This window comes from Azospirillum canadense (assembly GCF_025961225.1).
Taxonomy (GTDB): domain Bacteria; phylum Pseudomonadota; class Alphaproteobacteria; order Azospirillales; family Azospirillaceae; genus Azospirillum; species Azospirillum canadense.
Genome location: NZ_JAOQNG010000001.1, coordinates 1,258,000 through 1,283,341, shown reverse-complemented (window position 1 = coordinate 1,283,341; position 25,342 = coordinate 1,258,000). Strand labels below are relative to the sequence as shown.

General features: G+C 68.6%; 29 protein-coding genes. 10 read left to right on the top strand and 19 right to left on the bottom strand.

Annotated elements, in window-relative coordinates:
* Window positions 1-15 precede the first annotated feature (15 nt).
* The 4 genes from M2351_RS06110 to M2351_RS06095 all read right to left on the bottom strand — a co-directional run bounded on the left by M2351_RS06110 (window position 16) and on the right by M2351_RS06095 (window position 3,428).
* On the bottom strand, window positions 16-525 hold the full coding sequence (locus tag M2351_RS06110; protein ID WP_264655232.1) for an L-2-amino-thiazoline-4-carboxylic acid hydrolase: 510 nt from the start codon (window positions 523-525) through the stop codon (window positions 16-18).
* A gap of 210 nt (window positions 526-735) precedes the next feature.
* Window positions 736-1,248, bottom strand: a complete 513-nt coding sequence (locus M2351_RS06105; RefSeq protein WP_264655231.1) for a thioesterase family protein — start codon at window positions 1,246-1,248, stop codon at window positions 736-738.
* A gap of 56 nt (window positions 1,249-1,304) precedes the next feature.
* Window positions 1,305-1,697 carry a MerR family transcriptional regulator gene (locus M2351_RS06100; protein ID WP_209764633.1) on the bottom strand — a complete coding sequence of 131 codons (393 nt, stop codon included), beginning with the start codon at window positions 1,695-1,697 and terminating at the stop codon, window positions 1,305-1,307.
* Between the two features lie 135 nt (window positions 1,698-1,832).
* Window positions 1,833-3,428 (bottom strand): long-chain-fatty-acid--CoA ligase, encoded by a 1,596-nt coding sequence (locus M2351_RS06095; RefSeq protein ID WP_319801887.1) that lies wholly within the window; start codon window positions 3,426-3,428, stop codon window positions 1,833-1,835.
* A 364-nt stretch (window positions 3,429-3,792) separates the two neighbouring features.
* On the opposite strand from M2351_RS06095, the gene M2351_RS06090 reads away from it, so the two are divergent.
* The 3 genes from M2351_RS06090 (at window position 3,793) to M2351_RS06080 (ending at window position 5,098) form a co-directional block, all read left to right on the top strand.
* Window positions 3,793-4,101: an SCP2 sterol-binding domain-containing protein gene (locus M2351_RS06090; RefSeq protein WP_264655230.1), complete on the top strand. Its 309-nt coding sequence runs from the start codon at window positions 3,793-3,795 to the stop codon at window positions 4,099-4,101.
* Between the two features lie 61 nt (window positions 4,102-4,162).
* Window positions 4,163-4,795, top strand: coding sequence for a DUF6134 family protein (locus tag M2351_RS06085; RefSeq protein WP_264655229.1), 633 nt, complete (start codon window positions 4,163-4,165; stop codon window positions 4,793-4,795).
* Between the two features lie 18 nt (window positions 4,796-4,813).
* A complete protein-coding gene (locus tag M2351_RS06080; RefSeq protein ID WP_264655228.1) occupies window positions 4,814-5,098 on the top strand; it encodes a DUF1488 domain-containing protein in 285 nt (94 codons plus the stop codon).
* A gap of 276 nt (window positions 5,099-5,374) precedes the next feature.
* Here the strand turns inward: M2351_RS06080 and M2351_RS06075 are convergent, their stop codons facing one another.
* The 5 genes from M2351_RS06075 to M2351_RS06055 all read right to left on the bottom strand — a co-directional run bounded on the left by M2351_RS06075 (window position 5,375) and on the right by M2351_RS06055 (window position 11,021).
* Window positions 5,375-6,319: an IS110 family RNA-guided transposase gene (locus M2351_RS06075; RefSeq protein ID WP_264655227.1), complete on the bottom strand. Its 945-nt coding sequence runs from the start codon at window positions 6,317-6,319 to the stop codon at window positions 5,375-5,377.
* Window positions 6,320-6,541: 222 nt separating this feature from the next.
* A complete protein-coding gene (locus M2351_RS06070; protein WP_264655226.1) occupies window positions 6,542-7,276 on the bottom strand; it encodes an ABC transporter ATP-binding protein in 735 nt (244 codons plus the stop codon).
* Window positions 7,277-7,281: 5 nt separating this feature from the next.
* Window positions 7,282-8,046, bottom strand: coding sequence for an ABC transporter permease (locus M2351_RS06065; protein WP_264655225.1), 765 nt, complete (start codon window positions 8,044-8,046; stop codon window positions 7,282-7,284).
* An 18-nt stretch (window positions 8,047-8,064) separates the two neighbouring features.
* Window positions 8,065-9,108 (bottom strand): ABC transporter substrate-binding protein, encoded by a 1,044-nt coding sequence (locus M2351_RS06060; protein ID WP_264655224.1) that lies wholly within the window; start codon window positions 9,106-9,108, stop codon window positions 8,065-8,067.
* Between the two features lie 128 nt (window positions 9,109-9,236).
* Window positions 9,237-11,021 carry a cation:proton antiporter domain-containing protein gene (locus M2351_RS06055; RefSeq protein ID WP_264655223.1) on the bottom strand — a complete coding sequence of 595 codons (1,785 nt, stop codon included), beginning with the start codon at window positions 11,019-11,021 and terminating at the stop codon, window positions 9,237-9,239.
* 106 nt (window positions 11,022-11,127) lie between these two features.
* Between M2351_RS06055 and M2351_RS06050 the strand changes: the two genes are divergently transcribed.
* Window positions 11,128-11,412, top strand: a complete 285-nt coding sequence (locus M2351_RS06050; protein ID WP_264655222.1) for a helix-turn-helix transcriptional regulator — start codon at window positions 11,128-11,130, stop codon at window positions 11,410-11,412.
* Window positions 11,413-11,578: 166 nt separating this feature from the next.
* On the opposite strand, the gene cysC is transcribed toward M2351_RS06050, so the two are convergent.
* The 3 genes from cysC to M2351_RS06035 are packed head-to-tail and all read right to left on the bottom strand — an operon-like array spanning window position 11,579 to window position 14,995.
* On the bottom strand, window positions 11,579-13,453 hold the full coding sequence (cysC, locus tag M2351_RS06045; protein WP_264655221.1) for an adenylyl-sulfate kinase: 1,875 nt from the start codon (window positions 13,451-13,453) through the stop codon (window positions 11,579-11,581).
* Between the two features lies 1 nt (window position 13,454).
* Window positions 13,455-14,252 (bottom strand): sulfate adenylyltransferase subunit CysD, encoded by a 798-nt coding sequence (cysD, locus tag M2351_RS06040; RefSeq protein WP_209764037.1) that lies wholly within the window; start codon window positions 14,250-14,252, stop codon window positions 13,455-13,457.
* The gene (locus M2351_RS06035; protein ID WP_264655220.1) at window positions 14,249-14,995 is read right to left on the bottom strand and encodes a phosphoadenylyl-sulfate reductase; all 747 of its coding nucleotides are present in this window, start codon (window positions 14,993-14,995) and stop codon (window positions 14,249-14,251) included. Before M2351_RS06035 ends, cysD begins: the two co-directional genes overlap by 4 nt.
* Before the next feature lie 208 nt (window positions 14,996-15,203).
* Between M2351_RS06035 and M2351_RS06030 the strand changes: the two genes are divergently transcribed.
* From M2351_RS06030 to M2351_RS06010, 5 genes are read left to right on the top strand one after another with little or no spacing between them, the layout of a single operon-like run.
* Window positions 15,204-15,761 carry a precorrin-2 dehydrogenase/sirohydrochlorin ferrochelatase family protein gene (locus M2351_RS06030; RefSeq protein WP_264655219.1) on the top strand — a complete coding sequence of 186 codons (558 nt, stop codon included), beginning with the start codon at window positions 15,204-15,206 and terminating at the stop codon, window positions 15,759-15,761.
* The gene (gene cobA, locus M2351_RS06025) at window positions 15,758-16,591 is read left to right on the top strand and encodes a uroporphyrinogen-III C-methyltransferase (protein ID WP_264655218.1); all 834 of its coding nucleotides are present in this window, start codon (window positions 15,758-15,760) and stop codon (window positions 16,589-16,591) included. The genes M2351_RS06030 and cobA overlap by 4 nt, the downstream gene beginning before the upstream one ends.
* A 24-nt stretch (window positions 16,592-16,615) precedes the next feature.
* On the top strand, window positions 16,616-16,918 hold the full coding sequence (locus M2351_RS06020; RefSeq protein WP_264655217.1) for a DUF2849 domain-containing protein: 303 nt from the start codon (window positions 16,616-16,618) through the stop codon (window positions 16,916-16,918).
* A 35-nt stretch (window positions 16,919-16,953) separates the two neighbouring features.
* Window positions 16,954-18,642: a nitrite/sulfite reductase gene (locus M2351_RS06015; RefSeq protein WP_264655216.1), complete on the top strand. Its 1,689-nt coding sequence runs from the start codon at window positions 16,954-16,956 to the stop codon at window positions 18,640-18,642.
* On the top strand, window positions 18,629-19,126 hold the full coding sequence (locus M2351_RS06010) for a DUF934 domain-containing protein (RefSeq protein ID WP_264655215.1): 498 nt from the start codon (window positions 18,629-18,631) through the stop codon (window positions 19,124-19,126). Before M2351_RS06015 ends, M2351_RS06010 begins: the two co-directional genes overlap by 14 nt.
* Window positions 19,127-19,273: 147 nt before the next feature.
* Here the strand turns inward: M2351_RS06010 and M2351_RS06005 are convergent, their stop codons facing one another.
* From M2351_RS06005 to M2351_RS05975, 7 genes are all read right to left on the bottom strand, one after another.
* Window positions 19,274-20,377: a fatty acid desaturase gene (locus tag M2351_RS06005; RefSeq protein WP_264655214.1), complete on the bottom strand. Its 1,104-nt coding sequence runs from the start codon at window positions 20,375-20,377 to the stop codon at window positions 19,274-19,276.
* Between the two features lie 128 nt (window positions 20,378-20,505).
* Entirely contained in the window at window positions 20,506-21,798 is a 1,293-nt protein-coding gene (locus M2351_RS06000) for an Hsp70 family protein (protein WP_264655213.1), read from the bottom strand.
* A 93-nt stretch (window positions 21,799-21,891) separates the two neighbouring features.
* On the bottom strand, window positions 21,892-22,347 hold the full coding sequence (locus tag M2351_RS05995) for a MaoC family dehydratase (protein ID WP_264655212.1): 456 nt from the start codon (window positions 22,345-22,347) through the stop codon (window positions 21,892-21,894).
* An 82-nt stretch (window positions 22,348-22,429) separates the two neighbouring features.
* Complete coding sequence (locus tag M2351_RS05990) at window positions 22,430-23,221, bottom strand: PhzF family phenazine biosynthesis protein (protein ID WP_264655211.1); 792 nt, start codon at window positions 23,219-23,221, stop codon at window positions 22,430-22,432.
* 10 nt (window positions 23,222-23,231) lie between these two features.
* Window positions 23,232-23,684 carry a GNAT family N-acetyltransferase gene (locus tag M2351_RS05985; RefSeq protein ID WP_264655210.1) on the bottom strand — a complete coding sequence of 151 codons (453 nt, stop codon included), beginning with the start codon at window positions 23,682-23,684 and terminating at the stop codon, window positions 23,232-23,234.
* A 4-nt stretch (window positions 23,685-23,688) separates the two neighbouring features.
* Complete coding sequence (locus tag M2351_RS05980) at window positions 23,689-23,931, bottom strand: DUF1127 domain-containing protein (RefSeq protein WP_264655209.1); 243 nt, start codon at window positions 23,929-23,931, stop codon at window positions 23,689-23,691.
* Window positions 23,932-24,116: 185 nt separating this feature from the next.
* On the bottom strand, window positions 24,117-24,695 hold the full coding sequence (locus tag M2351_RS05975) for a hypothetical protein (RefSeq protein ID WP_264655208.1): 579 nt from the start codon (window positions 24,693-24,695) through the stop codon (window positions 24,117-24,119).
* 217 nt (window positions 24,696-24,912) lie between these two features.
* Between M2351_RS05975 and M2351_RS05970 the strand changes: the two genes are divergently transcribed.
* Window positions 24,913-25,338, top strand: coding sequence for a response regulator (locus M2351_RS05970; protein ID WP_264655207.1), 426 nt, complete (start codon window positions 24,913-24,915; stop codon window positions 25,336-25,338).
* Window positions 25,339-25,342 lie beyond the last annotated feature (4 nt).

Genomic DNA, 25,342 nt, shown 5'->3' with positions numbered 1-25,342 from the left:
TCCTGCTGTCTCCTCTCACGCGGTGCCGGAATTCTTGGTCGATTGGCCGGGGCGGACGCGCAGGATGCAGCAGCCCTCCCGGCCGGGTTTCCAGGTCTCGCCCTCGAAGGTGAAGCCGGCGGCCTCGAAGGTGCCGTTGTCCACCTGCCCCGCGATGGCGCACATGGTCGCCAGTTCGTCCGGCGGCAGGCCGTGCTCCTCCCACGCCTCCTTCAGCGGGCAGCGCTTGAAGGCGATGTCCAGGCCGCCGGAGTCGCAGCGCGTCACTACCGGCTCGAACATGCGTCCGTGGTCGGGCACGAAATCGAGAAAGGCGGTCTTCAGACCGTCGAAGTCGGCGGGGGCGTAGGCGGCGAATCGGGCGCCCACCTCCTCCCCGCGGTCGCGGATGGCCTTGGCCAGCGTCTTGGCCGCGGAGTCCGCCCCATGCTCCCGCGCCAGTTCGCGGTACATGGCAAGATAGAACAGCGCCCGGTTCTTCAGCGAGCCGCGCAGCTGCTCGCGCAGGTCCTCTTCCTCGGTCATGGCCGTGCTTCGCCCCCAGTAATGCACACCGATCGCATACCATCATAGGCGCGCGACCCAGTGTGTGCGAATTACCCTATTTTGCACATGCCTACAGCGTCAATCCTTTCACAGCGAAGCATGCATTATTCTATAGGGAATGGGCGACGATCCACGCTACGAACATGTTGTTTGACGGGAAAGACCTGGGGTGTTTTTCACGCCAACTGTTTACGCCGTCAGGGGCTGGGCGCGCCAAGCGGTGATGAAGTCGGGGATCGGCGGCGAATCGCGGTCCTGGCCGAGCGCCGCCAGGACATCAGCGGGCGGGACCACCGCGCCGCGGGTGAGGAAGGCGCCCTGCACCACGGCCATGGCGGCGGTGCTGCCCGCCGTCTCCACGCGGTGTTCGATGAAGAAGTATTTTTCGTCCCAGCACAGCACCCGGCTGACCAGCTCGAATCGCTGGAAGGGCGCCAGCGGCCGGCGGAAGCGCACCGTGGCGGCGCCGAGCACCGGTTGCCAGCGGTTGCGCAGGACAGCCCGCCCCAGTCCGGCGCGCAGCATCAGGTCGGCCCGCCCCAGGTCCATGACGCTGAAATAGCGGGCGTTGGTCATGTGCATGTTGAGGTCGAGATCGGTCGGCCAGACCCGGAAGCGCAGGCGCGCGCCGTCCAGGAATCCAACCGGGCGGCCGAGCAGCGCGGCCACCACGACGCCAATCAAACGGAACAGCAGGTTCATGTCACCTCCCCCGTCGCTTCGTCTTGATGACCGGGAGGTGGACGGGACCATCCCGGTCAGGCGCTCTTGGCCTTCACGCCCCGGTCGTCGAGTGCCGCGACCACCTGCGATTCGATGTCCTTCAGCTCCTCGACGGTCGCCTCCAGATCCTCGCGCTGCTGCGCCAAGTCCCGCAGGCGGGCGTCGATGCGCTTCAGCAGGACCTTCAGCTGCTCCACGCCGCCGTCGACGTTGTAGAGGTCCAGATACTCCCGGATCTCCGCCAGCGAGAAGCCCAGCCGCTTGCCGCGCAGGATCAGCTTCAGCCTGGCGCGGTCGCGCTTGGTGTAGACGCGGTTGTTGCCGACGCGGTTGGGCGACAGCAGCCCCTTGACCTCGTAGAAGCGGAGGGCGCGCGGCGTGATGCCCAGTTCCTCCGCCAACTGATTGACCGTGTAGAGCTGTTCCATGGTGGGGGGCACGCCTTCCGTCACGTCGTGCCGCGCGTGGTATTTGTTTACTCTCGAAACAATCCCGCCGCCCGGCATTTACGTTCCTACCACAGCAATGGCGACGTGACAAAGGCGCGCCCGCCCCTCCCCCGTTCAAACCTCCGACTTGTTCAAGCTTTCAGCGATCAGTTCCTTTTTGGAGAGCTTGCCGACCGCCGTTTTCGGCAGTTCCGCGCGGAACTCGATCTGCTTCGGCATTTCGATTCGCGAGATCTTGTCGCGCAGGAAGTCCTTCAGCGCCTCCGCCATCAGTGCGGCGCCGGGCTTCAGCTGGACGAAGGCCTTCGGGCTCTGGCCGCGGTAGTCGTCGGGGATGCCGATGACGCAGGCGGCCACGACGTCGGGGTGCTGGTAGATCGCCTCCTCGATCACCCGCGGGTAGACGTTGTAGCCGCCGCAGATGATCAGGTCCTTCAGCCGGTCGAGCAGGAAGACATTGCCGTCCCCGTCCATCACCCCGACATCGCCGGTGAACAGCCAGCCGCCGGCGATGGCGCGGGCCGTCTCCTCCGCTTGGTTCCAGTAGCCGGCCATGACGTTGGGGCCGGACAGCACCAGCTGCCCCTTCTCCCCCGGCGGCAGCACGCGCTGCGGGTCGTCCAGCGCGCGGATCTGGAAGGTAACGCCCGGCAGCGGCAGGCCGATGGAGCCCTCCTTGTTCACGCCATTCAATGGATTGCAGGCGCAGACCGGGGATGCCTCCGACAGGCCGTAGCCTTCGACCAGCACGCAGCCGGTCGCCTGCTCGAACTGGCGCTTCAGCTCCATCGGCAGCGGCGCCCCGCCGGAGATGCAGTAGCGGATGGAGGTCATGGGGCGGCGCGCCACGTCCGGGTGGCCGAGCAGCGCCTTGTACATGGTGGGCACGCCGGGCACGAGAGTCGGCTTGCGCCGCGCAATGGTCTTCAACACCTGCGCCGCCTCGAAGCGCGGCAGCAGGATCAGCTCCGCCCCCGCCGCCAGCCCCATGTTCAGCACCACGGTCATGGCGAAGACGTGGAAGAAGGGCAGCACCGCCAGCATCCGCTCCCGCCCCGGCGCCATGCCGGGGAACCAGGCGGCCACCTGCCGTGCGTTGGCGACGAGGTTGGCGTGGGTCAGCATCGCCCCCTTCGGCACGCCGGTGGTGCCGCCGGTGTATTGCAGCACCGCCACGTCGCGCCGCGGGTCGATGGGGACCGGGCGCACCTTGCCGTCGTTGGCCAGCAGCGCGTCGAAGTCCACATGGCGGCCATCGGTGGGGATCGCCGCCAACTCGCTGCGCTTCAGCACGCGGAACAGCACGCCCTTCACCGGGGTCAGGGTGGAGGCCATGCGGCAGACCACGATGGTCTTCAACCCGGTCCGCTGCAGCATCGCCTCGATGCGCGGGCAGATCGGATTCAGGTCGAGCGTGACCATGATCTCGGTACCGGAGTCCGTGATCTGGTGCTCCAGCTCCCGCTCGACGTAGAGGGGGTTGTAGTTCACCACCGTGCCGCCGGCCTTCAGCACGCCGAAATAGGCGATCACGTAGGTCGGCGTGTTCGGCAGGCAGAGCCCGACCCGCACGCCCGGCTTCACCCCCAGCGCGGCGAAGCCCTTGGCCGCCCGGTTCACCAGCCCCATCACCTCCGCGTAGGTGTAGCGGCGGCCGAGGAAGTCCAGGCAGGGGCGCTCAGCGAAGCGGGCGGCGGCTTCCTCGAACAGGTCGGAGAGCGGGGATACGGGGATGTCCTGGTCCTAGGCGATGCCGGCGGGGTAGTGCGTCAGCCAGGGCTGGTCCGCCCCCTCTTGTGCCCCATCGCCCGTGCTGTGGTTGCGCGCAAGATTCTCGGTCATGTCCGATCCTCCCGACGGCTTGGGCGGTCAACGACCGGGGGGGCGGTTCGGGAAACGGGATGGACGGTTTTCGGGCGTGGCGGCCTTCGGCATGGTTTCACTCCCCTTTGATCGCGGTTCCTCGGATCGCTCAGACGCTGGGAACCTTTTGGTTATGACGTTGACGTAAACGTAAGCTCGACCTACTGTCAAGACCTGTCGATCTGGACGCACGGGAGAGAGGGACCGACCGATGGTAGATGAGATTCTGCGGGAGCTTCAGGCCCGTTCCACCAGCTTCCGCGGGCTGAAGGCCAACGTGCGCTTCGCGATGGAGGACGACGCGGTGGTTCGCGTGGACGCCCGCGAGACGCCCGTCGCCATCCGCCGCGAGGACGGCGCGGCCGAGGACGCCGACTGCACCATCCGCATCTCGGGCGAGAACCTGAAGAAGCTGATGGACGGCCGGCTGAACCCAATGCTGGCCTTCACCATGGGCAAGCTGAAGGTCGACGGCTCCATGGGCGTCGCCATGAAGCTGGCGCAGCTGCTGGACGAGTAAACAAAGAATTCCGGACGGCGGAGACCAATCCGCCGCCGATTCTCTGGGGAGGATCCATGCCATGACGCACGCGCTCCGCGCGGCGCTCGCCGCCGCGTTCCTGCTCGCCGCCGGCACTGCTGCTGACGCGGCTGGGCCGCGCACGCTTACCTACCGCATCCTGATGGGCGACGATCCCATCGGCACGGAGACGGTGAAGCTCGACCCGCAGGGCGACGTGACCAAGGTCGCGGTCACCGCCACCACGCGGGTGAAGGTGCTGTTCATCAACTTCCGCTACGACCACCAGCGGGAGGAGGTTTGGAAGGGCGGCACGCTCGACCAGATGCGTGCAAAGACCGACGACGACGGCACCCCGCACAGCATGGAGATGGCCCGGCGCGGCGCCGGCTACGCGCTGACTGTTGACGGCAAGGCCGGCGAGGTCCCGGCCAACGCCCTGCCGCTGACCCTGTGGACGCCGGAAGTGCTGAAGCGCCCCACCCTGCTGTCGGTCATCGATGGCAAGCCCTACAGCGTGCGGGTGGAGAGCCTAGGGGCGGAAGTGCTGGACATCGGCGGCCGGGCGATCAAGGCGACGCACCACCGCATCTCCGGCGACGTGGAGCGTGACCTGTGGTTCGACGCGGACGGCACGCTGCTGAAGACCCGCTTCAAGCGCAGCGGCTACGATGTTACCTACATCCTGAGCTGAGTGTTTCGTGAGGATGTGATGCCGATCTTCGTGTTCCCCGACGACCCGATCTGGAACGAGGAGGCGGACGCCGTCCAGTACGCCGTGGAGGTCGGGGAATATCACGGCACCGTCTTCATCCCCCGCCGCGCCCTGCAAAGCCTCGCCGGCCACACGCCGAAGCCGGAGGAGGCCGTGCAGCTCGTCTGCATGAACCGCCCGGTCTTCGACAAGGCCGTGGAAGCGCGCATCATGGACCGGAAGCTGGATCCGGACGCGAACGTTCATTTGACGCCGCGGGATGTGAGGCGGGTTGGGGCATAGGGCTGTGTGGGAGTGGTCGCACTGGGCCCCCTCCCTAACCCTCCCCCACCTTCGGCGAGGGAGGGAACTCCGCCGCTCCCGCGCTTAACCCCTCCCCCCGCGAAGTGGGGGGAGCAACCGTGTTTTCTGGGAGGTGGTGAGTGAACCGGGGGTGCTCCCTGTCAAGGCTCGCGCTGGCGCGCGCCCGCCCTGCGGGCGGCTGCGGCCTTGACCGGTCCGCGCCCCCGGTTCGCTGGGCTGGGCATGTGGTCGGCGGCGAGCGCCGACCGTCGGCCTCTAGGCGGTCTGCTCGTGCCAAGTTTGGTGGTGGGCGAGCATGGCGTTGAGGCGGACGAGCAGTTTGCGCATGCAGGCGACCAACGCCACCTTGGGCTTCTTGCCGCAGGCGATCAGTCGAGCATAGAACCGCGCCAGGACGCCGCGGCCACGGACGGCGCTGGTCAGCGTCGCCATATACAGCGCCCGGCGCACATCGGTGCGCCCGCCGGCGATGTGGCGCTCGCCATGGTGCTCGCCGCTGTCGGCGGCATAGGGCGCCACCCCCACCAGCGCGGCGATTTTGGCGCCGCTCAGTGCCCCCAATTCGGGCAGCCGAACCGCCAGGGTCGTCGCCGTCACCGGCCCAATGCCCGGGGCGCTCTGAAGCGCGGCGACGCGCTCTCCGAGCGCCCTGTCGGCCGCCACCCGCCGGGTGATGAGCGCTTCCACGGCGGCCACCGCCTGGTCCAACGCCGCGAGCGCGCCGCCGACGGTGGCCTCGGCCTCCCTCGGCAGGCCGACCGCCGCTTTGCGCAGATCGGCACTCTGATCGACCAACCGCCGGCGCAGACGCAGCAAGCCGGCCAACGCCTCCCGTCCGTGGTCGGGCGCCGTGGGCGGGCCGTCGATCAGGGTAGCGGTGAACTCGGCGATCAGCGGAGCATCGATGGCGTCCGACTTGGCACGCCGGCCCTTGGCCTTGGCAAAGTGGCGCACGCGGGCCGCATCGAGGACGTGAACGGCCAAGCCGGCCGCGCCCAGGTCGTCGCGGACCGGGCGCTCGTAGCCGCCGCTGGCCTCGACCCCGACGCGGGCGAGACCGCGCTCGCGGATCCAGGACGCCAGCGCGCTCCGCCCCTCCGAGGTGTTGGCGACGCGCAGGCGGGCCGGGCCGGGGAACAGGGCGGCATCGAGCCAATCCCGGCCACAATCGAGGCCGACAGACGGGATCAGGTGTGTCATCCTTGCGCTCCTTCCTTGTGCTGCGGGGTCACGCCCCAAGCAACCGTTCGGTCTCCAAGGAAGGTTGACCGCCCCAAGCTCCCCCACGGCTTTGAAGACGGGTTGGTAACGGGGTCGGTCAACCCGGCTGGCGCGCGGCCGCGCGCCAGCCGGGTTTCACTCTAATGCTGTTCCAACATACAAGGTTGGGAGGGGGGCCCAACGCGACCACCTCCCCCACCCTCAAATGCTGTAATTGTCCGCAATTCCTGTGCGCAGCTGCTCGACCTGCTCGCGGAAGACGCCGCCTTCCCGTCCTGGGTCGTTGCGGACATCCCGCACGATGCGCGCGGGGCTGCCGCCCAGGACGATGATGCGGTCGGCGAGGTGAACGGCCTCCTCCAGGTCGTGGGTGACGAAGAGGATGGTCTTGCCGGTCTCGCGGTGGATGCGCCGCAGCTCGTCCTGGAGGCTGTGGCGGGTGATGGCGTCGAGCGCGCCGAAGGGCTCGTCCATCAGCAGGATGTCCGGGTCGACGGCGAGCGCGCGGGCGATGCCGACGCGTTGGCGCTGGCCGCCCGACAGTTCGTAGGGCCAGCGCCGGCCGTAGTCGTCGAGCCGCACGAGCCGCAGCGCGGCGGCCACGCGCTCGTCGCGCTCCGCGGCGCCGATCGGCAGGCCTTCCAGCCCGAAGCGGACGTTCTTGGCGACGCGGCGCCAGGGCAGCAGCCGCGCGTCCTGGAAGACGAGGCTGACCGGGCGGTGGCCGGGCTTGTTCGTCTCGTGGATGGTGACGGTGCCGCCGCGCGCCTTGTGCAGGCCGGCGACCACGCGCAGAAGCGTGGACTTGCCCACGCCCGACGGGCCGACGATGGCGACGAAGCTGCCGCGCTCCACGGAGAGGTCCACCTCCACCAGCACCGGCGGGGCGTCCGGCCCGTAGCCGATGGCGACGCCTTTCAGGTCGATCACGCTCATTGCATTCATTTCTGCCATGCGAGCACCCGCTGCTGGACCTGCATGAACAGGAAATCGCACACGCCGTAGAGCGCCGCGATGGTCACCATGTAGAGCACCACGATGTTGGTGGCGAGCAGGCCGGAGGCGTCGGACATGCGGGAGCCGAGGCCGGCGATGCCGAACAACTCCGCCGCGACCACCGTCATCCAGCCCTGCCCCAGCCCGGCGCGCACGCCGGACAGGATGCCGGGCAGCGCGCCGGGCAGCACGATCTTGAACAGGCGCGGGATCAGCCCGCCCTGGCCGAAGGCGTAGCCCAGCTCGATCAGGTCCTTGTCGACGCCGCGCACGGCGGCGTAGCTGGCGTAGTAGTTGATCCAGAAGACCGTCAGGGCGATCAGGAAGGTCGCCGCCGACTCGCTGACCCCGAACCAGATGATGGCGAAAGGGATCCAGGCGATGGACGGGATGGGGCGCAGCATGCGCACCACCCAAGCCTGGGCGGCGTCCCACACGCCCCACATCGCCGCCGCCGTGCCGAATGCGATGCCGAGGACGGTGCCGAGGAACAGCCCGCTTAGGTAATGGGACAGGCTGGCGAGCACCATGGCCTGCCAAGTGCCGGCGCGCACCTCCGCCACGAAGGCGGCGGGCACGGCGCTGGGCGACGGCAGAAGGCCGGACGGCACGACGCCGCTGCGCGCCAACGCTTCCCAGGCGAGCAGAAAGACGGCGACGCCGAGCGCCGACAGGGCGACGGAGGTGTGGAGCTTCAGCGGCTGGCGCATCGGAGGTGGCCGCGCGCCTTACTTCGCCACGGCGGCGTCGTAGAAGCGGAAGTCGAAGGCCTCCGCCACCGGGACGATGCCCTCGGCCGAGCCGATCTCCTTGGTGTAGGCCATCATGTTCTCGACCGCCGGGACGACGCCGTGCGGGTCGGCCACGAACTTGGAACCGGGCGAGCGGAAGGCGGCCTCCAGCGTCGCAGGCTCCATCAGGCCCTTGCCGAGATACTCGTTGGCAACCTTGGCGGCGCGGGCCGGATCCTTGGCGATCAGGTCCACGGCACGGACATGCGCCTTCAGGAGCTTGGTCAGCGCGTCGCCATGCTGCTTGATCACCTCGCCGCGGACGGCGATGACCGTGCCGGGCTGGTTCGGGAACATCTCAGCGCCGGTCGCCAGCAGGGAGACGTTCGGGTCCATCTGCTTGGTGACGGTGACCGTCGGCTCACGGATGGTCGCGGCATCGAGCGCGCCGGCCAGCAGCGCCTGCTGCGTCTTGTCGATGCCCATGGAGATGATGTCCACGGTGGCCGGGTCGACCTTCACGACCTTGAACAGCCAGTGGCGCAGCACCGTGTCGGGCACCGAGCCCGGCGGCTGCGTGCCGATCTTCACCTTGCGGCCGTTGTCGGCGACGAACTTGGCGAAGGACTCCGGCGTCGCCTTGCCGCCCAGCGCCTTGGCGAACTGGCCGCGGCCGGCCACCACCATCTCCTCCACCGCCGAGTTGGCGATGACGGAGATGTCGGCGCCCTTGGCGCGGGCGACCAGGACCGGGGCCACGCCGGCGTACATGGCGTCGATCTTGCCGGCGGCCATGGCCTGGATGGCGTGCGGGCCCGATTCGAACTTGGTCAGCTTCAGGTCGATGCCCGCCTCGCGCGCCCAGCCCTCCCCGTCCAGGATGAACAGCGGGGCGGCGGCGAGGATGGGGATGTAGCCGACCTCCAGCTTCACCGTATCGGCGGCGCGGGCGGAGCCGGGCGCCAGCGCAACGAGGGACGTGGCGGCCAGGGTCGTGGCGGCCAGCGCCATCAGGGCGGAGCGACGGGTCAGGGCGGTCATGGCGGCATCCTTTGGGCGATAGGCTCTAGGCAATAGCCGCCCTATTTAGCACGCTTTTCACCCAGAGGAAGAGTGAATTGCGCATTTGGTGTAGCGGTAATAGCGAGTTTCACATTTCCAATGCGTTATTAAGCCGCCGAGGCGCGCGATTCCGACCCGGGATCGGTCTTGTCCAGCACGAGGGTCAGCATGCAGCGGGCGATCTCCCGCTCGCCCATGATGCTGTGGGTGGCGCCGCACTTCTCCAGATGCTCGACCTCGGTGTCGGAATGGGCGCGGGCCAGGATGTCCAGGCCGGCGTTCGCGGCGCGCGCCTGCTCCACAACCGTCCCGGCCTCGAAGGCCTCCGGGATGGCGACGACAAGGCGCCGGGCCTCCGCGACGTTGGTCGCGGTCAGCACCGCCGGGTCGGCGGCGTTGCCGAACACCACCTCCGCCCCATCGGCGCGGGCGGCCTCCGCCGGCTCCGGCCGGTCCTCGACCACCACGAAGGGCAGACCGGCCTCCTTCAGCCCGGCGCCGACATAGGCGCCCACTCGGCCGTAGCCGATCAGGATCGTGTGGCCGGACAGGGTGACCTGCGGCAAATCGTACTCGGGCAGGGCCGGCTCCGGAACCGGTTCCGGCGCGGGCTTGGCGACCAGCGCGCTGTCGGGCTCCACCGCGGGCGCGGCGGGCTCTTCCGCCGGGGCCGGGGATGCGGCCGGCCGGGGTTTGGGCTCCTCCAGCGGGGCGAAGCGGGCGATCAGGGCGAACAGCAGCGGGTTCACGAAGATGGAGATGATGGCGCCGGCCAGGATCAGGTCGCGCGCGACCTCCGGAAGGAGGCCCATGCCGACGCCGAGGCCGGCCAGGATGAAGGAGAACTCGCCGATCTGCGCGAGGCTGGCGGAGATGGTCAGCGCGGTCGCGTTCGACCGGCCGAAGGCGCGCACCAGACCAAAGGCGGCGGCGGACTTGCCGACCAGGATGATCGCCAGGGTCGCGGCCAGCTCCCACGGGGCGTTGACGATGATGGACGGGTTGAACAGCATGCCGACGGAGACGAAGAACAGCACCGCGAAGGCGTCACGCAGCGGCAACGTCTCCTCCGCCGCGCGCTGGCTCAGCGGCGACTCGTTCAGGATCATGCCGGCGAAGAAGGCGCCCAGCGCGAAGGACACGCCGAACAGCGCGGCCGCCCCGAAGGCGACGCCCAGCGCGATGGCCAGCACCGACAGGCGGAACAGCTCGCGCGAGCCGGTGTGAGCGACCCAGTGCAGGATCCAGGGAATCACCCGCCGCCCGACGATCAGCATCACCGCGACGAAGGCCGCGACCTTGCCCAGCGTGACCAGCAGAACTCCGCCGAGGCCCAGGCCGAACGGCCCCGTTCCCGCGCTCTCGCCGTTCATGGCGCCGGCGAGGCCGGGGATGATGACCAGCGCCAGGACCATCGCCAGATCCTCGACGATCAGCCAGCCGACGGCGATCCGCCCCCGCTCCGTCTGCACCAGCCGCCGCTCCTGCAGGGCGCGCAGCAACACCACCGTGCTGGCGACCGACAGGGCGAGGCCGAAGATGATGCCGGCCATCAGCGTCCAGCCCAGCGCCATGCCCAACCCGACGCCCAACGCCGTCGCAATGCCGATCTGCACCACGGCGCCGGGCACCGCGACCGTCTTCACCGACAGCAGATCCTTCAGCGAAAAATGCAGCCCGACGCCGAACATCAGCAGGATGACGCCGATCTCCGCCAATTCGTTGGCAAGCCCCTGGTCGGCGACGAAGCCCGGCGTGAAGGGGCCGATCACCACGCCGGCCAACAGATAGCCGATCAGCGGGGACACCCGCAGGCGGTGGGCGAGCGCGCCCATGGCGAAGGCGAGGACGAATCCAGCGCAAAGAATGGCGATCAAGGGACCGGCGTGCATGGGTCTCCTGCAAGGTGCGAGGGCGGCGGGATGGGCGGCAGCCCTTGACTTTGGCCCGCAACCCTCGCATTTCAACCATTATGGTTGAGATTTTGTTCGTGCACCCATGCCGCACACGAAGCTCCTGACCCCCGGCCAATGCCGGGCGGCGCGCGGATTCCTGGATTGGACGCAGGACGATCTGGCCGAGCGCGCCGGCCTGTCGCGCAGCACCGTGCGCGATTTCGAAAAGGGGCGGCACGACCTGCAGCCCGGTTCGGCCCAGCAGATCGTGCGCACGTTCGAAGAGGCGGGGCTGAAGCTGATCCCGGCCTGCGAGGAGAACGGGCCGGGGGTGTGCTTGCGCGGAGAACAAAACTCCTTCTCCCCTCCGGCCTCTCGCGCCCGCTAGCGGGCGCTGCCGGCGACAGGCGGCCTTTGGCCGCCGAGAGCGGGAGAAGGTTAGGATGAAGGGGTGGTCGAAGGCCGGACAACGCACTGCAATGAGGCTGCGTTTCCGCCCTTCGGGCGCCCCCTCACCCTAACCCTCTCCCCAGGGGGGAGAGGGGACCAAGTCCTTACAACCGCCCTTGCTTCAGGCTGGTCTTGCCGAACGTGGTGTCGACGTAGTCCAGCAGTTCGCCCAGGGCTTCGGTCGGGGCCAGCGTGCCAGTGTCGATGGTCAGTTCGGGCGACTCCGGGGCCTCGTAGGGGGCGGAGATGCCGGTGAACTCGGCGATCTCGCCAGCGCGGGCCTTTTTGTAGAGGCCCTTGGGGTCGCGGGTCTCGCAGGTCGCGAGGTCGGCGGAGACGTAGACCTCGTGGAAACGCTCGCCGCCGATGGCGCGGGCGCGGGCGCGGTCGGCCTGCAAGGGCGAGATCAGCGAGGCGATGACCAGCACGCCGGCGTCGGCAAACAGCTTCGCGGTCTCCGCCACGCGGCGGATGTTCTCCGCCCGATCGCTGGCTGAGAAGCCGAGGCCGGCGTTCAGGCCGTTGCGGACGTTGTCGCCGTCCAGCACGAAGACCTGCCAGCCGCGGTCGAACAGCGCGCGTTCCAGCGCCATGGCCAGCGTGGACTTGCCGGCCCCCGACAGGCCGGTCAGCCAGAGGACGCCGCCCTTGTGGCCGTTGGCCGAGAAGCGCTCCTCCGTCGTTACGGCGTGCGAGACCTCGGTGGTGTTGGTCGAGGCGGCGGGCCCTTCGTCGACCTCCACCGCGATGCAGCCGCCGACCACGTCGTGGCCGTCGATGATCACGCCGCGGCCGGTGCGCGGAAGCTCCGACGCCAGGTCGACGGCGATGGGGGAGCGGGAGCGCAGGACGACCTCAGCCACCTCGTTGCGGTGGACGGCCTTGGCCGGGGTGCTCGACAGATCCTCGATGTCGATCACCGCGCTGATGCTCTCCACCGTCACGCGGTGCTCGGCGGTGGTGATCTTCAGCGTGTAGGTCTTGCCGACGGTCAGCGGCTCCGACGTCAGCCAGAACAGCCGGACGCCGAGACGGTGGGTGACGTGCGGCGCGCCCTGCTCAAGGTGCGCGATGTGGCCGCGCTCCGCGAAGATGCGCTTGTCGAGCGTGACGCCGATGCTCTGCCCGGCCTGGGCGGCGATGATCGGCTGGCTGTGGTTCCAGCCCTCAATGCTGACCACCGTGGCGGTGGCGCCGGTGGGAGAGAAGCGCAGCGTGTCGCCGACACGCAGGCGACCGCTTTCGATGCGGCCGGCCAGGATGCGGCGGTCGTCCGGCTTGTAGACGTCCTGCAACGGGAAGCGCAGCGGCTGGTCGGTCGGCGTCTGCTGCGGGCGGAAGGCGTCCAGCGCGTCGATCACCGTCGGGCCGTCGTACCAGGGCGCCTTGTCGGAGCGGGTGACGATGTTGTCGCCATGGCGCGCCGCGATCGGGATCACCGCCTTCGGGAACACGTCCAGCTCCGCCAGATACTCGCGGATCTCGCGGGAGACGGCCTCGAACCGGTACTGGTCGAACTCGACCCGGTCCATCTTGTTGACGACCACCGCGACCTGCCGCACGCCCAGCAGGTGCAGCAGGAAGGCGTGGCGGCGCGACTGCTCCAGCGCACCCTCGGCGGCGTCGATCACCAGCAGGGCGGCGTCGGCCTGGGAGGCGCCGGTCACCATGTTCTTCAGGAACTCGGTGTGGCCCGGGGCGTCGATGATAACGTAGGGGCGCTGCGCCGTCTTGAAGTGGATCTGCGTGGTGTCGATGGTGATGCCCTGGTCGCGCTCCGCCTGGAGGGCGTCCATCACGAAGGCCCATTCGAAGGGCATGCCGCGCTTGCGGCTCATCTCGTGGACCTGCTCCACCTTGCCGTCCGGCAGGCTGCCGGTGTCGTTCAGCAGGCGGCCGATCAGGGTGGACTTGCCGTGGTCGACATGGCCGACGATGACGATGCGCAGCTGGCCGTTCAATTCGTTCCGGATTTCCATCTTACATGTACCCCGCGCTGCGCAGACGTTCGAAGCTGTCCTCGGACTCGTTGTCCATGGCGCGGCCGGCGCGCTCGGGAATCTTGGTCACGACCAGCTCGGCGATGATCTCGTCGATGGTGCCGGCGGTGCTGTCCACCGGGAAGGTGATGTTCTTCTCGCCCAGCGAGCGATAGCGCTTGCCGTCCTTGGCGAAGTACAGCGGGACGATGGGGATTTCCTCGCGCTTGGAATAGCGCCAGATGTCCAGCTCCGTCCAATGCAGCAGCGGGTGGATGCGGACGTGGGTGCCTTCCTCGAAGCGGGTCTTGTAGTGGTCCCAGAACTCCGCCGGCTGGTCCTTCACGTCCCAGTCGCCTTCCAGCGAGCGCGGAGAGAAGACGCGCTCCTTGGCGCGGGTCGCCTGCTCGTCGCGGCGGATGCCGACCATGACGCCCTGGTACTTGCCGTTGTGCAGCAGGTTCTTCAGGCCTTCCGTCTTGCGCGCGGCGGCGCGGGTCAGCGGCGGCAGGGTCTGGTCCATCTCCTCCTCGGGCGGGCACTGCTCGACCACGAGGTCGAGGTCCCACTCCTTGGCGACGCGGTCGCGGAACTGGTAGACCTCCGGCAACTCCATGCCGGTGTCGAGCTGCACGACCGGGAACGGCACGCGGCCGAAGAACGCCTTTCGGCAGAGCCAGAGCAGAGCGTTGCTGTCCTTGCCGATCGACCACAGCAAGGCGAGCTTGTCGATGCGGTTGTAGGCCTCGCGAAGGATGTAGATGCTCTGGCTCTCAAGATAGTCGAGATCGGCGGTCATTGTGCGGTTCCGGTCTTGGAGAAGGTGTGAATGCCGCATTCGGTTTTGGCGGAGCCGGCCCAGCGGCCGGACCGCGGATCCGCACCGGGAGCGACACGCTCGGTGCAGGTGAAGCAGCCGATCGACAGGAAGCCGTCGGCCTCAAGCGGGTGGCGCGGAAGGTTGCGCCGGTTGAACTCGTCCTCGATCCGCGCGCGGTCCCAATGGGCGAGCGGGTTGATCTTGATGCGCCCGGTCCCCTCCTCTGCCTCGAACAGCGCCAGGGCGGCGCGGGTGGAGGACTGGAAGCGCTTGCGCCCGGTCACCCAGGCGTCGACGCCGGCCAGCGCGCGGTCGAGCGGGACCGTCTTGCGCAGGTGGCAGCAGGCGTCCAGCGAGCGGTTGAAGAGCAGGCCGTCGGCGTCGTCCGCGGCGACCTCCTCCGGCGTCGGGCCGATGGTGCGGATGTCGGTCAGGCCCAGCGCCTTCGCCAGCGTGTCGCGGTAGCGCAGCGTCTCGCCGAACAGCTTGCCGGTGTTGATGAAGAAGACCGGGAAGGACGGGTCGGCCTCCGCCGCCATGGCGAGGAGAACCGCGGACTCCGTCCCGAAAGAGGAAACCACAGCGATGCGGCCGGGAAATTCGTCGCGGACGAGCGCGTTCAGCAGCACCGCCCCATCCAGCCGACCATAACGCTCCGTCAACTCCGCCACGCGCGCCGCGCTTTCCGCGGAGGCTGCGGCCTGAACCGATCCATCGAGCATCGCCGTTTGCCTACTTTTTCTATAGAGTATTTATTCTGATTTGCACATTAACACCGGTTCTACGGTGTTGCAACGCAAATACATTGTCTATATGTATTATAGGTTTATGCGAGTTTGTGAAATCTGTTGAAAGGAACAGGCCCTCGCGCTTAAATACCGGCATGAGTTCTATTCACGCCGAAATCCGTGTAATTTCCCGGGGGCGCCGGTGATCCCCATCGCGCTGGACCCGGCGCGTGTGCGCATCGCTCTGGTCGGCCAGGGCCCGTTGGCAAAGCGCCGCTTGGCGCAGTTGCTGGACGGCGGCGCGTCGCCCGCGGTCTTTTCACCGGATCCGGATGCGGAAATCGCAACGTTGGCCGGCGATCGTCTGGTACGGTCCCTCCCCTCTCCCGAGGAGTTGACGGCCGTTCAACTGCTCTTCGTCGTGGGGGTGGAGGACGCGGTGGCCGAGGATCTCGCACGCCGTGCGCGGGAACGCGGAATTCTGGTGAATGTGGAGGATGTGATTCCCTTGTGTGATTTCCACGCGCCGTCTGTGGTTCGTCGCGGCGACCTGCTGATGACCGTCTCGACCGGAGGCAAGAGCCCGGCGCTGGCGCAGATGGTGCGCGAGCGGCTGGAGGCCCTGTTCCCGGCCAGTTGGGCGGAGCGTCTGGCGGAGATCGCGGCCCTGCGCGACCGGCTGCGGGCGGAAGGCGCCAAGGGACCCGACGTTCTGCGCGCCAGCCGCGACTTCATCGCCGGCAAGGGATGGCTGCCATGAGTGCTGCGCTGTTCGCCCGCCTGCCCGCCTTCGATCCGGGCAGTGTCTGGTTGGCCGGTGCCGGCCCCGGCGATCCCGGCCTGCTGACCCTGCTCGCCGCCAAGGCGCTGGGCGAGGCGGATGTCATTGTCTATGACGCGCTGGTCGGCGAGGGAGTCCTGGAGCTTGCGAAGCCGGGCGTGGCGCTGGTCGACGTCGGCAAGCGCGCCGGCCGCCCCTCGCCGAAGCAGGAGGAGATCAACGCGCGGCTGGTCGATCTGGCGCGTCAGGGGCTGCGCGTGCTGCGGCTGAAGGGCGGCGACCCCTTCGTCTTCGGGCGCGGCGGCGAGGAATGCCTGGCCCTGGCGGCGGCGGAGGTGCCGTTCCGCGTGGTGCCGGGCGTGACCGCGGGCATCGGCGGGCTGGCCTATGCCGGCATCCCGGTGACCCACCGCGGCTTCGGCACCACCGCCACCTTCGTCACCGGCCACGACAAGGCCGGCGGACTGCCGGCGGATCTCGACTGGGACATTTTGGCGCGGATGCCCGGCGCGCTGGTCTTCTACATGGCGCTCGGCACCATGGAGACGATCGCAGAGCGGCTGGTGGCCGCCGGCAAGCCGGCCATGACCCCGGTCGCCATTGTCTCCAGCGCCAGCACCGAGGCCCAGACCGTGATCGAGACCAGCCTCGCCCACTGCGCGCGGGATGTGGTCCGGCTTCAGGCCAAACGCCCGGCGATCATTGTCGTCGGCGAGGTCGTGCGGGTCCGCGGCTGGATTTCCGCATGGCAGCAGACCGTCGGCGTGGATGCCGGCAAACCCCTTCCCACCATCGCCGTGTCGGCGTGACTGATTGCTTGAGGAGTTGAAGGCATGGCGTTGTTGAAGGCCATCACCGCGAACCGGCTGCGCGACGGCGAGGTCGTGTTCCTGAAGGCGGAGGGCGTCTGGGTCGAACGGCTGGACGAGGCCGCCCTGTTCGAGGACGCCGCCGTCGCGGATACCGCGCTCGCCGCCGCCAAGGCGCAGGCGGAGCGCGACCAGTACGGCGTGGACATCTACGCCTTCGACCTGACCCTCAAGGACGGCAGGCCCGACCCCGTGAAGGCGCGGGAGCGCATCCGGGCGCTGGGCCCCTCCGTCCGCACCGATCTCGGCAAGCAGGCCGCCGCCTGATTCTTCAGGGGCTGATTCATCCAAGGGCGAGTTCCATGAACCACATCGCGCCCGGCCGCAACGCCGGGGTTTACAATTACGACGAGATCGACCGCCGCTTCGTGTCGGAGCGCGTGGAGCAGTTCCGCGCCCAGGTCGCCCGTCGGCTGTCCGGCGAGCTGACGGAGGAGGAGTTCAAGCCGCTGCGGCTGATGAACGGCCTGTACCTCCAGCTGCACGCCTATATGCTGCGCATCGCCGTGCCCTACGGCGTGCTGACCTCGCGCCAGATGCGCAAGCTGGCGGAGATCGGCCGCAAGTACGACAAGGGCTATGGGCACTTCACCACGCGCCAGAACCTGCAGTTCAACTGGATCAAGCTGGAAGAAACCCCGGAGATCCTGAACGAGCTGGCCGAGGTCGACATGCACGCGCTGCAGACCAGCGGCAACTGCGTGCGCAACGTCACCACCGACCAGTTCGTGGGCGCGGCGAAGGACGAGGTCGTGGACGGCCGCGTCTACGCCGAGATCCTGCGCCAGTGGACCACGCTGCACCCGGAATTCACCTATCTGCCGCGCAAGTTCAAGATCGCCATCATGGGGTCCGAGAAGGACCGCGCGGCCATCCGCATCCATGACGTCGGTGTTTTCGCCAAGCGCAACGACAAGGGTGAGATCGGCTTCGCCTTCTACGCCGGCGGCGGGCTCGGCCGGTCGCCTTTCATCGGCAAGCTGATCCGCGAGTGGGTGCCGGAGGAGGACTTCGTCGCCTACCTCGAAGCCATCCTGCGCGTCTATAACCAGTACGGCCGGCGCGACAACATCTACAAGGCGCGCATCAAGATCCTCGTCCACGAGCTGGGCCAGGAGAAGTTCACCGCCGAGGTGGAGGAGGAGTTCGCGCGGCTGCGCGGGCCGAAGTACCGGCTCGCCCCGGAGATCGTCGCGGAGATCCGCCGCCGCTTCGGCGGCCCGTCCTTCGAGGACCTGCCGCCCGTCTCCGCCGCGCTGGAGCAAGCCAAGGCTGCCAACGAGGCCTTCGCGCGCTGGGTCGCGGTGAACGTGACGGAGCACAAGGCGCCGGGCTACGCCGTCGCCACCGTCTCCCTGAAGCCGGCCGGCGGCATCCCCGGCGACGCCACGTCGGAGCAGATGGAGTTGGTCGCGGCCCTAGCCGACCAGTACAGCTTCGGCGAAATCCGCGTCAGCCACGCGCAGAACCTCGTGCTGGCGCACGTGAAGCAGGACGACCTGTTCGCGCTGTGGACCGCGCTGGAGGGGGCCGGCCTCGGCACCGCCAACGTCGGGCTGATCGGCGACATCATCGCCTGCCCCGGCCTGGACTACTGCGCGCTGGCCAACGCCCGCTCGATCCCGCTGGCCCAGGCCATCTCCGAACGCTTCGCCGACCCGGCGCGGCAGCAGCTGATCGGCGAACTGGGCATCAAGATCAGCGGCTGCATCAACGCCTGCGGCCATCACCACGTCGGCGCCATCGGCATCCTGGGCGTGGACAAGAAGGGCGTGGAGTTCTACCAGATCACCATCGGCGGCGACCCGACGCTGACCACGGCGATCGGCGACATCCTCGGCCCGGCGGTCACCGAGCACGAGGCGGTGGACGCCATCGAAGCCATCGTCGAGGTCTATCTCGCCAACCGCCACGACGGCGAAAGCTTCCTCGCCACGCTGAAGCGCGTCGGCCACGGCCCGTTCAAGGAGAGAGTCTATGCCGCTCATTAAGGACGGCTGCATCGTCGAGGACGACTGGACCCACGTTCCGGACGGCGAGGCTGTGCCCGCCGACCGCCCGGCGATCATCAGCTTCGAGCGCTTCCAGGCGGAGCGCGCCACGTTCGAGGGCCGCAACGCGGCGCTCGGCGTGCGGGTGAAGAGCGGGACGCTGGCCCCGGCCATCGCCGCGGACCTGGAGCGCTTCGCGCTGATCGCCATCGAGTTCCCGAAGTTCCGCGACGGCCGCGGCTTCTCCACCGCCCGCGAACTGCGCGAGCGTTACGGGTATGAGGGTGAGATCCGCGCGGTCGGGCATTTCATCCCCGACCAGTATCAGTTCGCCGTGCGCACCGGCTTCACCTCGGCGGAAGCCCCGGCCAACGCCAACCCGGAGAGCTGGGCGCGCGCCCTGACGGAAATCACCGTCGCCTTCCAGCCCTCGCTGGACGACCCGCAGCCGCTGTCGCTGCTGCGGCGGCGGTTGGGGGCGTAGGGGTTCGTTCCGAAAGCAAAAAGCCCTCTTCCAGCGATGCTGGAAGAGGGCTTTTTTGTTGGTGGGGAGTGGTTGCGCTGGGCCCCCACCCCAACCCTCCCCCGCTGGGCGGGGGAGGGTTGGGGTGGGGGCCCGACGCGACGCTTCTTACGCCACACCCATCGCCCGCAGTTCCCGAAACCCGATCAAACGGCGGCTGTCCTCATCGAACAGGGCCAGGCGAACGGTCTTCAGGCTGTCCTTCAGGCTGATCGCCTGGACCGCCTGAAGTTCCGGGATGGAGCGGTGGCATTCGCGCAGGCGGTAGTTGGGCACGCGGGACGCCAGATGGTGCACGTGGTGGTAGCCGACGTAGGCGGTCATCCAGTGCAGCCAGCCCGGCAGGTCGTAGAAGGAGCAGCCGTGGATGGCCGCCTCGTGGAAGTCCCATTCCGGCTCGTGCCGCCAGTAGACGGCCTCGAACTGGTGCTGGACGTAGAACATCCAGATGCCGATGGTCGCGGCGAGCAGCACCACCGGCAGCCACACCTTCAGCACCGGCGCCAGCCCGAAGACAAGCGCGAACAGCGCCAATGCGGCGATGATCATGGCGTTGGTGGACAGGACGCTGACCCAGGCCTTGCGGTCGCGCACCTGGTCGCCGAGCGGGAAGCGGAATTTCCACAGGAACAGGAAGGTCGGCCCCAGCCCGAACAGCACCAGCGGGTTGCGGTAGAGCCGGTAGGTGAAGCGCTTGAACGGGCTGAGCGCCAGATACTCGCGCACCGTCAGGGTGTCGATGTCGCCGGTGCCGCGCTTGTCGAGGTTGCCCGACGTCGCGTGGTGGATGGCGTGGTCGCGCCGCCACATCTCATAGGGGGTCACGGTGATCACGCCCAGGCAACGGCCGACCCAGTCGTTCGCCTTGCCCGACTTGAAGAAGGCACCGTGGCCGCAGTCGTGCTGGAGGATCCAGAGCCGCGCCAGAAACAGCGCCGCCGGCACGGCCAGCAGAAGGGTGAACCAGTAGCCGACCTCCAGCGTCAGCGCCATGACAACCACAAGGCCGACCAGCGGCCCCAGCGTGCTGGCGAGCTGCCCAACGCTGCGGGCGACGCTGGGATCCTTGTAGGGGGCGGTCCGTTCGGCCCAGTAGCGCCCGGCGCGCTTGCGGGCCTTTTCGTCGGTGGAGGGTGGCGCTTGTGTGTTCGAAACCGTTGTGTTCGAAACCGTGGCGCCGTCCTGTGGCGCCCCCATGGCAGCGGATGTCATGTGAAAGGGGTCCCGGTGATCTGCGAGCGAGCGGTCTGCGTGGCGAAACGGTGGTACTACGCACAGACAATCTAGCCTATGACAACTCTCAAGTGTCGCAAATTTTCTCCGGTCCCCTCTCCGGCACCTTAGGCTTTGCCGTATCGGCGGCCAGCCTCGATCGCGAGGCCAGTGCCGACCGATCCGAAGATGTTGCCTTCCACCACGCGGGCACCCGGCACCTCCGCCAGGATCGCCGCCCGGACCTGTGGCAGGAGCGTGGAGCCGCCGGTCAGGAACACCGCGTCGATCGCCGACGCGTCGGTGCCCGCCTCGGCCAGGCTGGCGCGCACGCGCCCGCCGATGCGGCCGGCGAGGACGGCAGTGGCTGCGTTCAGGTCCGCCACGCTGACCGGGCGGGTCAGGTCGCCGTCGCCCCAGTCGAGCCGCAAGCCGGTTTCCGGATCGTCGGACAGCGCGATCTTGGTGCGCTCCACGGCCATAGCCAGCGCGTGGCCCAGCCGGTGCTCCACCACGCCGATCAGCCGGTCGATCCGGTCGGGGGCGGCGGAGTCGCGGTGCAGCCGCTCCAGGTCGGCCATGGCCTTGGCGGTGTAGAGGAAATTGATCTTCGACCAGGTCGCGAGATCCAGGAACAGGTGCTTCGGCGCCAGCAGGCCGGCCCGCTTCATGGCGCTGCCGTGACCGAGCAGAGGCATGGCGGTCGCCAGCGACAGGTCGCGGTCGAAGTCCGTTCCGCCGACGCGGATGCCATCGTTGGCCAGGATGTCGCCGCTGCGGTCGGCCTTGCCGCGCCGATCCGGCCCGATGCGGACGACGGAGAAGTCCGACGTGCCGCCGCCGATGTCGGCGATGAGGGCCAGTTCCTCCCCCGTCACCTGCTGCTCGTAGTCCAGCGCGGCGGCGATGGGCTCGTACTGGAAGGAGATGCTGCGGAAGCCGACGGACCGAGCAATCTCGCCCAGCGTCTCCTCCGCCGCGGCGTCGCCGGCCGGGTCGCCGTCCACGAAATGCACGGGCCGGCCCAGCACCACGTCGGTCAGCTCACCGCCCAGCGCGTCCTCCGCGCGGCGCTTAACCTGCTCCAGAAAGGCGGCGATCACCGCGCGGAAGCTGATGCGCCCCTTGCGCAGCGCGGTGTCGGCGTCGATCAGGTCGGTGCCGAGCATCGACTTGATGGAGCGCATCAGGCGCCCTTCCACGCCCGACACATAGGCGTCGATGGCGCCCTGCCCGACCGTCACCGCGTCGGCCTCGAAATCGAAGAAGACGGCGCTCGGCAGCGTCGTCCGCCCGCCGTCCAGCGGCAGCAGACGGAAACCGCCGCCCTCTTGCTCAGCGACGCCCACGCCGAGGCCCACGCCGAGGCCCACGCCGAGGGTGGTGTTGGACGTGCCGAAGTCGAGTCCGCAGGCCGTCATGGAGGTTCCCCCTCGCCGTAAAAGGGGCGACGCTATACAGGGGCCGGCGCCGCGGATCAAGACATGCGTTGGGGATAAGTGGGGCTTGGTCCCTTATTCCGCGGGGATGGTCCGGGTGGCGATGATGTGGTGCAGGGTGATCGTCATCACCGCCTCGCCGTGCTGGTTCAGCGTGGTGTAGGCCAGCCGGACGGTGCCGCGGTCGCCGCGGCGGGACGGGGTCGCCTCCACCACCTCGGCCCGGACGCGCAGCGTGTCGCCGGGGCGGACGGGGCGCAACCAGCGCAACTCGTCACCGCCGGACCCGCCGAGGCTGGTGCCGGTGATGACGCCCGTGTCGCGGAACAGGCGGAAGCTGAGCGACAGCGTGTGGAATCCGCTGGCGATCACCCCGCCGAACGGACCTTCCGACGCGGCGACCGCGTCCATGTGGAAGGGCTGGGGATCGAAGCGCTGGGCGAAATCCATGATCTGGCTTTCAGTGACGGTCGCCCCTTCGGTCTCGATCACGTCGCCAATCCGAAAATCCTCAAAATAGCGCCCGGCCATGCGTGTCCCCATCCCTGTCGTTTTCAGCTCTCCCCCGTTTGTACCCCTGCTGTGCGCCGGCCGGAAGCCCGGCCCCGTCGGGTCAGATATGAATGACGCCTTCCATGAACAGCACGCCGCGGCCGCCGATCTTCACCCGGTCGCCGACCAGTTCGCAGGTCAGAGCACCTCCGCGCGCGGAGATCTGACGGGCCTCCAGCCGGTCCTTGCCCAGCCGCGCCGCCCAATAAGGAATCAGCGTGCAGTGGGAGGAGCCGGTCACCGGATCCTCCGGAATGCCCTGGCCGGGTGCGAAGAACCGCGACACGAAATCGACGCCGTCGCTGCCCGGGGCGGTGACGTTGATCGCGAAGCCCTCGATCTTGGCCAGGGTGGCCATGTCCGGCGCCAGGGACGACACCGCCGCAGCGTCCTCATAGACGACCAGGACATCGCGCGACTTCAGCAGGGCCGCCGGCTTGGGACCGCCGAGCGCCTCCAGCAGTCCGGCGGGCGCTTCAGCCAGCGGCTGCGGCGGGCGGCAGGGGAAGTCCAGTGTGAAGCGGTCGCCGCTGCGGGTGACGGTCAGCACGCCGGCCTGGCGGGTGGTGAAGTCGATCCGCTCCCGCCCAGGCTCCAGAATCGTCGCGATCACGAAGGCCGAGGCCAGCGTCGCGTGGCCGCAGAGGTCAACCTCGACCGCCGGGGTGAACCAGCGCAGTTCATAGCCGTCGTCGGATCGGACGAAAAAGGCCGTCTCCGCGAGGTTGTTCTCCATGGCGATAGCCTGGAGCGTCTCGTCCGGCAGCCAGGACTCCAGTGGGATCACCGCGGCGGGGTTGCCGGTGAAGACGGCGTCGGCGAAGGCATCGACCTGATAGATGGGCAGGCGCATGGGGCAACCCTTAGGGCTTGTCGGTGAAGAGGAAGGCGCGCTCGTGCCGCTCCATCCCCGCCTGCTCGTAGAAGGTGACGGCCTTCGGCGCGGACAGCAGGAGGCACATCGTGCCCTCCCCCACCGCGGCGCGGGTGCGGCGCATCAACTCCTTGCCGATGCCGCGCCCCTGAAGGGCACGGTCCACCGCGAGGTCGGACAGGTAGCAGCAATAGACGAAGTCGGTGACCGAGCGGGCGACGCCGACCAGACGCCCCTCTACGCGGGCGGTGATCGTCAGGTCGGCGTTGCGCATCATCGCCTCCACGCGCGGGCGGTCCGCCACGGGCCGGCGTTCGGCCAGCCCGGAGCGGTGCAGCACGTCGATGAAGTCGTCCGCCGACAGGTCCGGCTCGACGGCGTAGACGACATCATCGGCGACAGGGCCGGCCTTGGGGGTGTCGGCGGGGGTGTCGGCGGTCAACAGGTCACTCCTTCCAGAAGGGCTTGCGGGTCTCGGCGTCGACATCGGCCCGGCTGAGGCCGATGTCCTTCAGGAGATGGTCGTCGAGCCGCCCGAGCGCCTGACGCTGCCGCCAGCGTTCGTAGGCGCCGAACGTGTGCTCCATCGCCATCCACAGGGGACGAACGCCGACGGCGAGGACGCGCGCGATGACCGGGGTGGCGGTCGTGGACGATCCGGTGCTGCGGGTCGCTTCGGTGCTGCGCATTGTTTTCCTCCATCGTCGAAACATTCGACCCCGAAAAATCGGGACAATGGCGATTATGAAGGTGCAATCGGCGCGGTCAATGTCTTAATTGTCACCATTACATTTCCGATGTCGGATGTATCATCCCCGACACAGCCGGTTGGCGCAAGACGGAATGTCCGTTCGGCCCTGCGTGCGGCAAACGGCTACAGGTCGGACCCGGAGCGCCACTTCGCGCAGGCCGCGGCTAGCATGCTGCGCTCCTCCGCCCCCTTGCCGAGGTCGAAGCCGTAGCGGTCCACGGCCTGGCGGTCGGCGGCGCGCCCCTGGGAAACCTCGAACCGCGCTTCCCCGGCGGAGGACCGGGACAGCGTGGCGATCAGGTCGAAGGCGTCCTTGCCGTCGAGGTCGAGCGTGCGGACGTCCCCTTCCTCCAACGACTGCTCCCAGGATTGGGTGCGCGGCGGCTGGCCGGGCACGCGGATCGTGACGGGCGCCGTGTCCGGCAGGTCGGCCGAGGCGCCGGCCTCCCCGAACAGCGTGACGGAGGCGCGCGATTCGACGGAGCAGACCAGTTGCAGCGCCACGTCGGTGCCGGTGTTGCTGGCCGTGACCGCGACATACTCCACCCCGTCCTCGGTCCCACGCTCCAGGCGCCATTCCGTGACCGGGGCGGCGGCACCGGCGGGCGGCACCGGCGGGCCGGCCAGCGCCACCGACGCGCCTGCGGCGATGAGCGCTGCCATCGAACCCGCCTTCCAACCGGGCATCATTCGCTTGGGCATGATCGGGGCCTCCTGCGACTCGAGACAATCGGACGGGAGAATCAACAGCGCGGACGGCGCTTCCAGACCGGACCCGAGCGCCGTCCGTCCGAAAATCCGCGCTTCGGCCTTGTCTAAAATGCAACAGTGGGTTTGAATCAGCCGTGTGGAGGGTCTTGCCGACGCTCCGCGCGCATTATGTGAAGGCGAAGCGGTCAACGGCACAGGGACCTTGCCGATGCTGGACGGACTGAACATCCTCGTTGCCGAGGACGACGCGGGCGTCGCAATGATGCTGACGGGAATCCTCGACGACCTCGGCCACCGGGTCGTGGCGGTGGTGGACACGGCGGAGGCGGCGATCGCGGCGGCGACGAAGCATCCCGTGGACCTGGCCCTGGTGGACGTCTGGCTCGCCCGCGGGTCCAACGGCCTGACCGCGGTGCGCGTCCTGGCCGGCCGGCACGGCATCCCGAGCATCGTGTGCAGCGCCCACAGCTTGGCGGAGGAGGCGCAGGCCGCAGGCGCCGTCGCCTTCCTCGGCAAGCCCTTCCGCATGGCCGAGCTGGAGGCGGCGCTGCTGCGCGCGCCGTCGCTGTCCCTGCGCCCGGCCGGCACGGGGCTGGACGGTGCGCTGCCCGGACCGGTCCCGCTGGCGCGCTGACGGG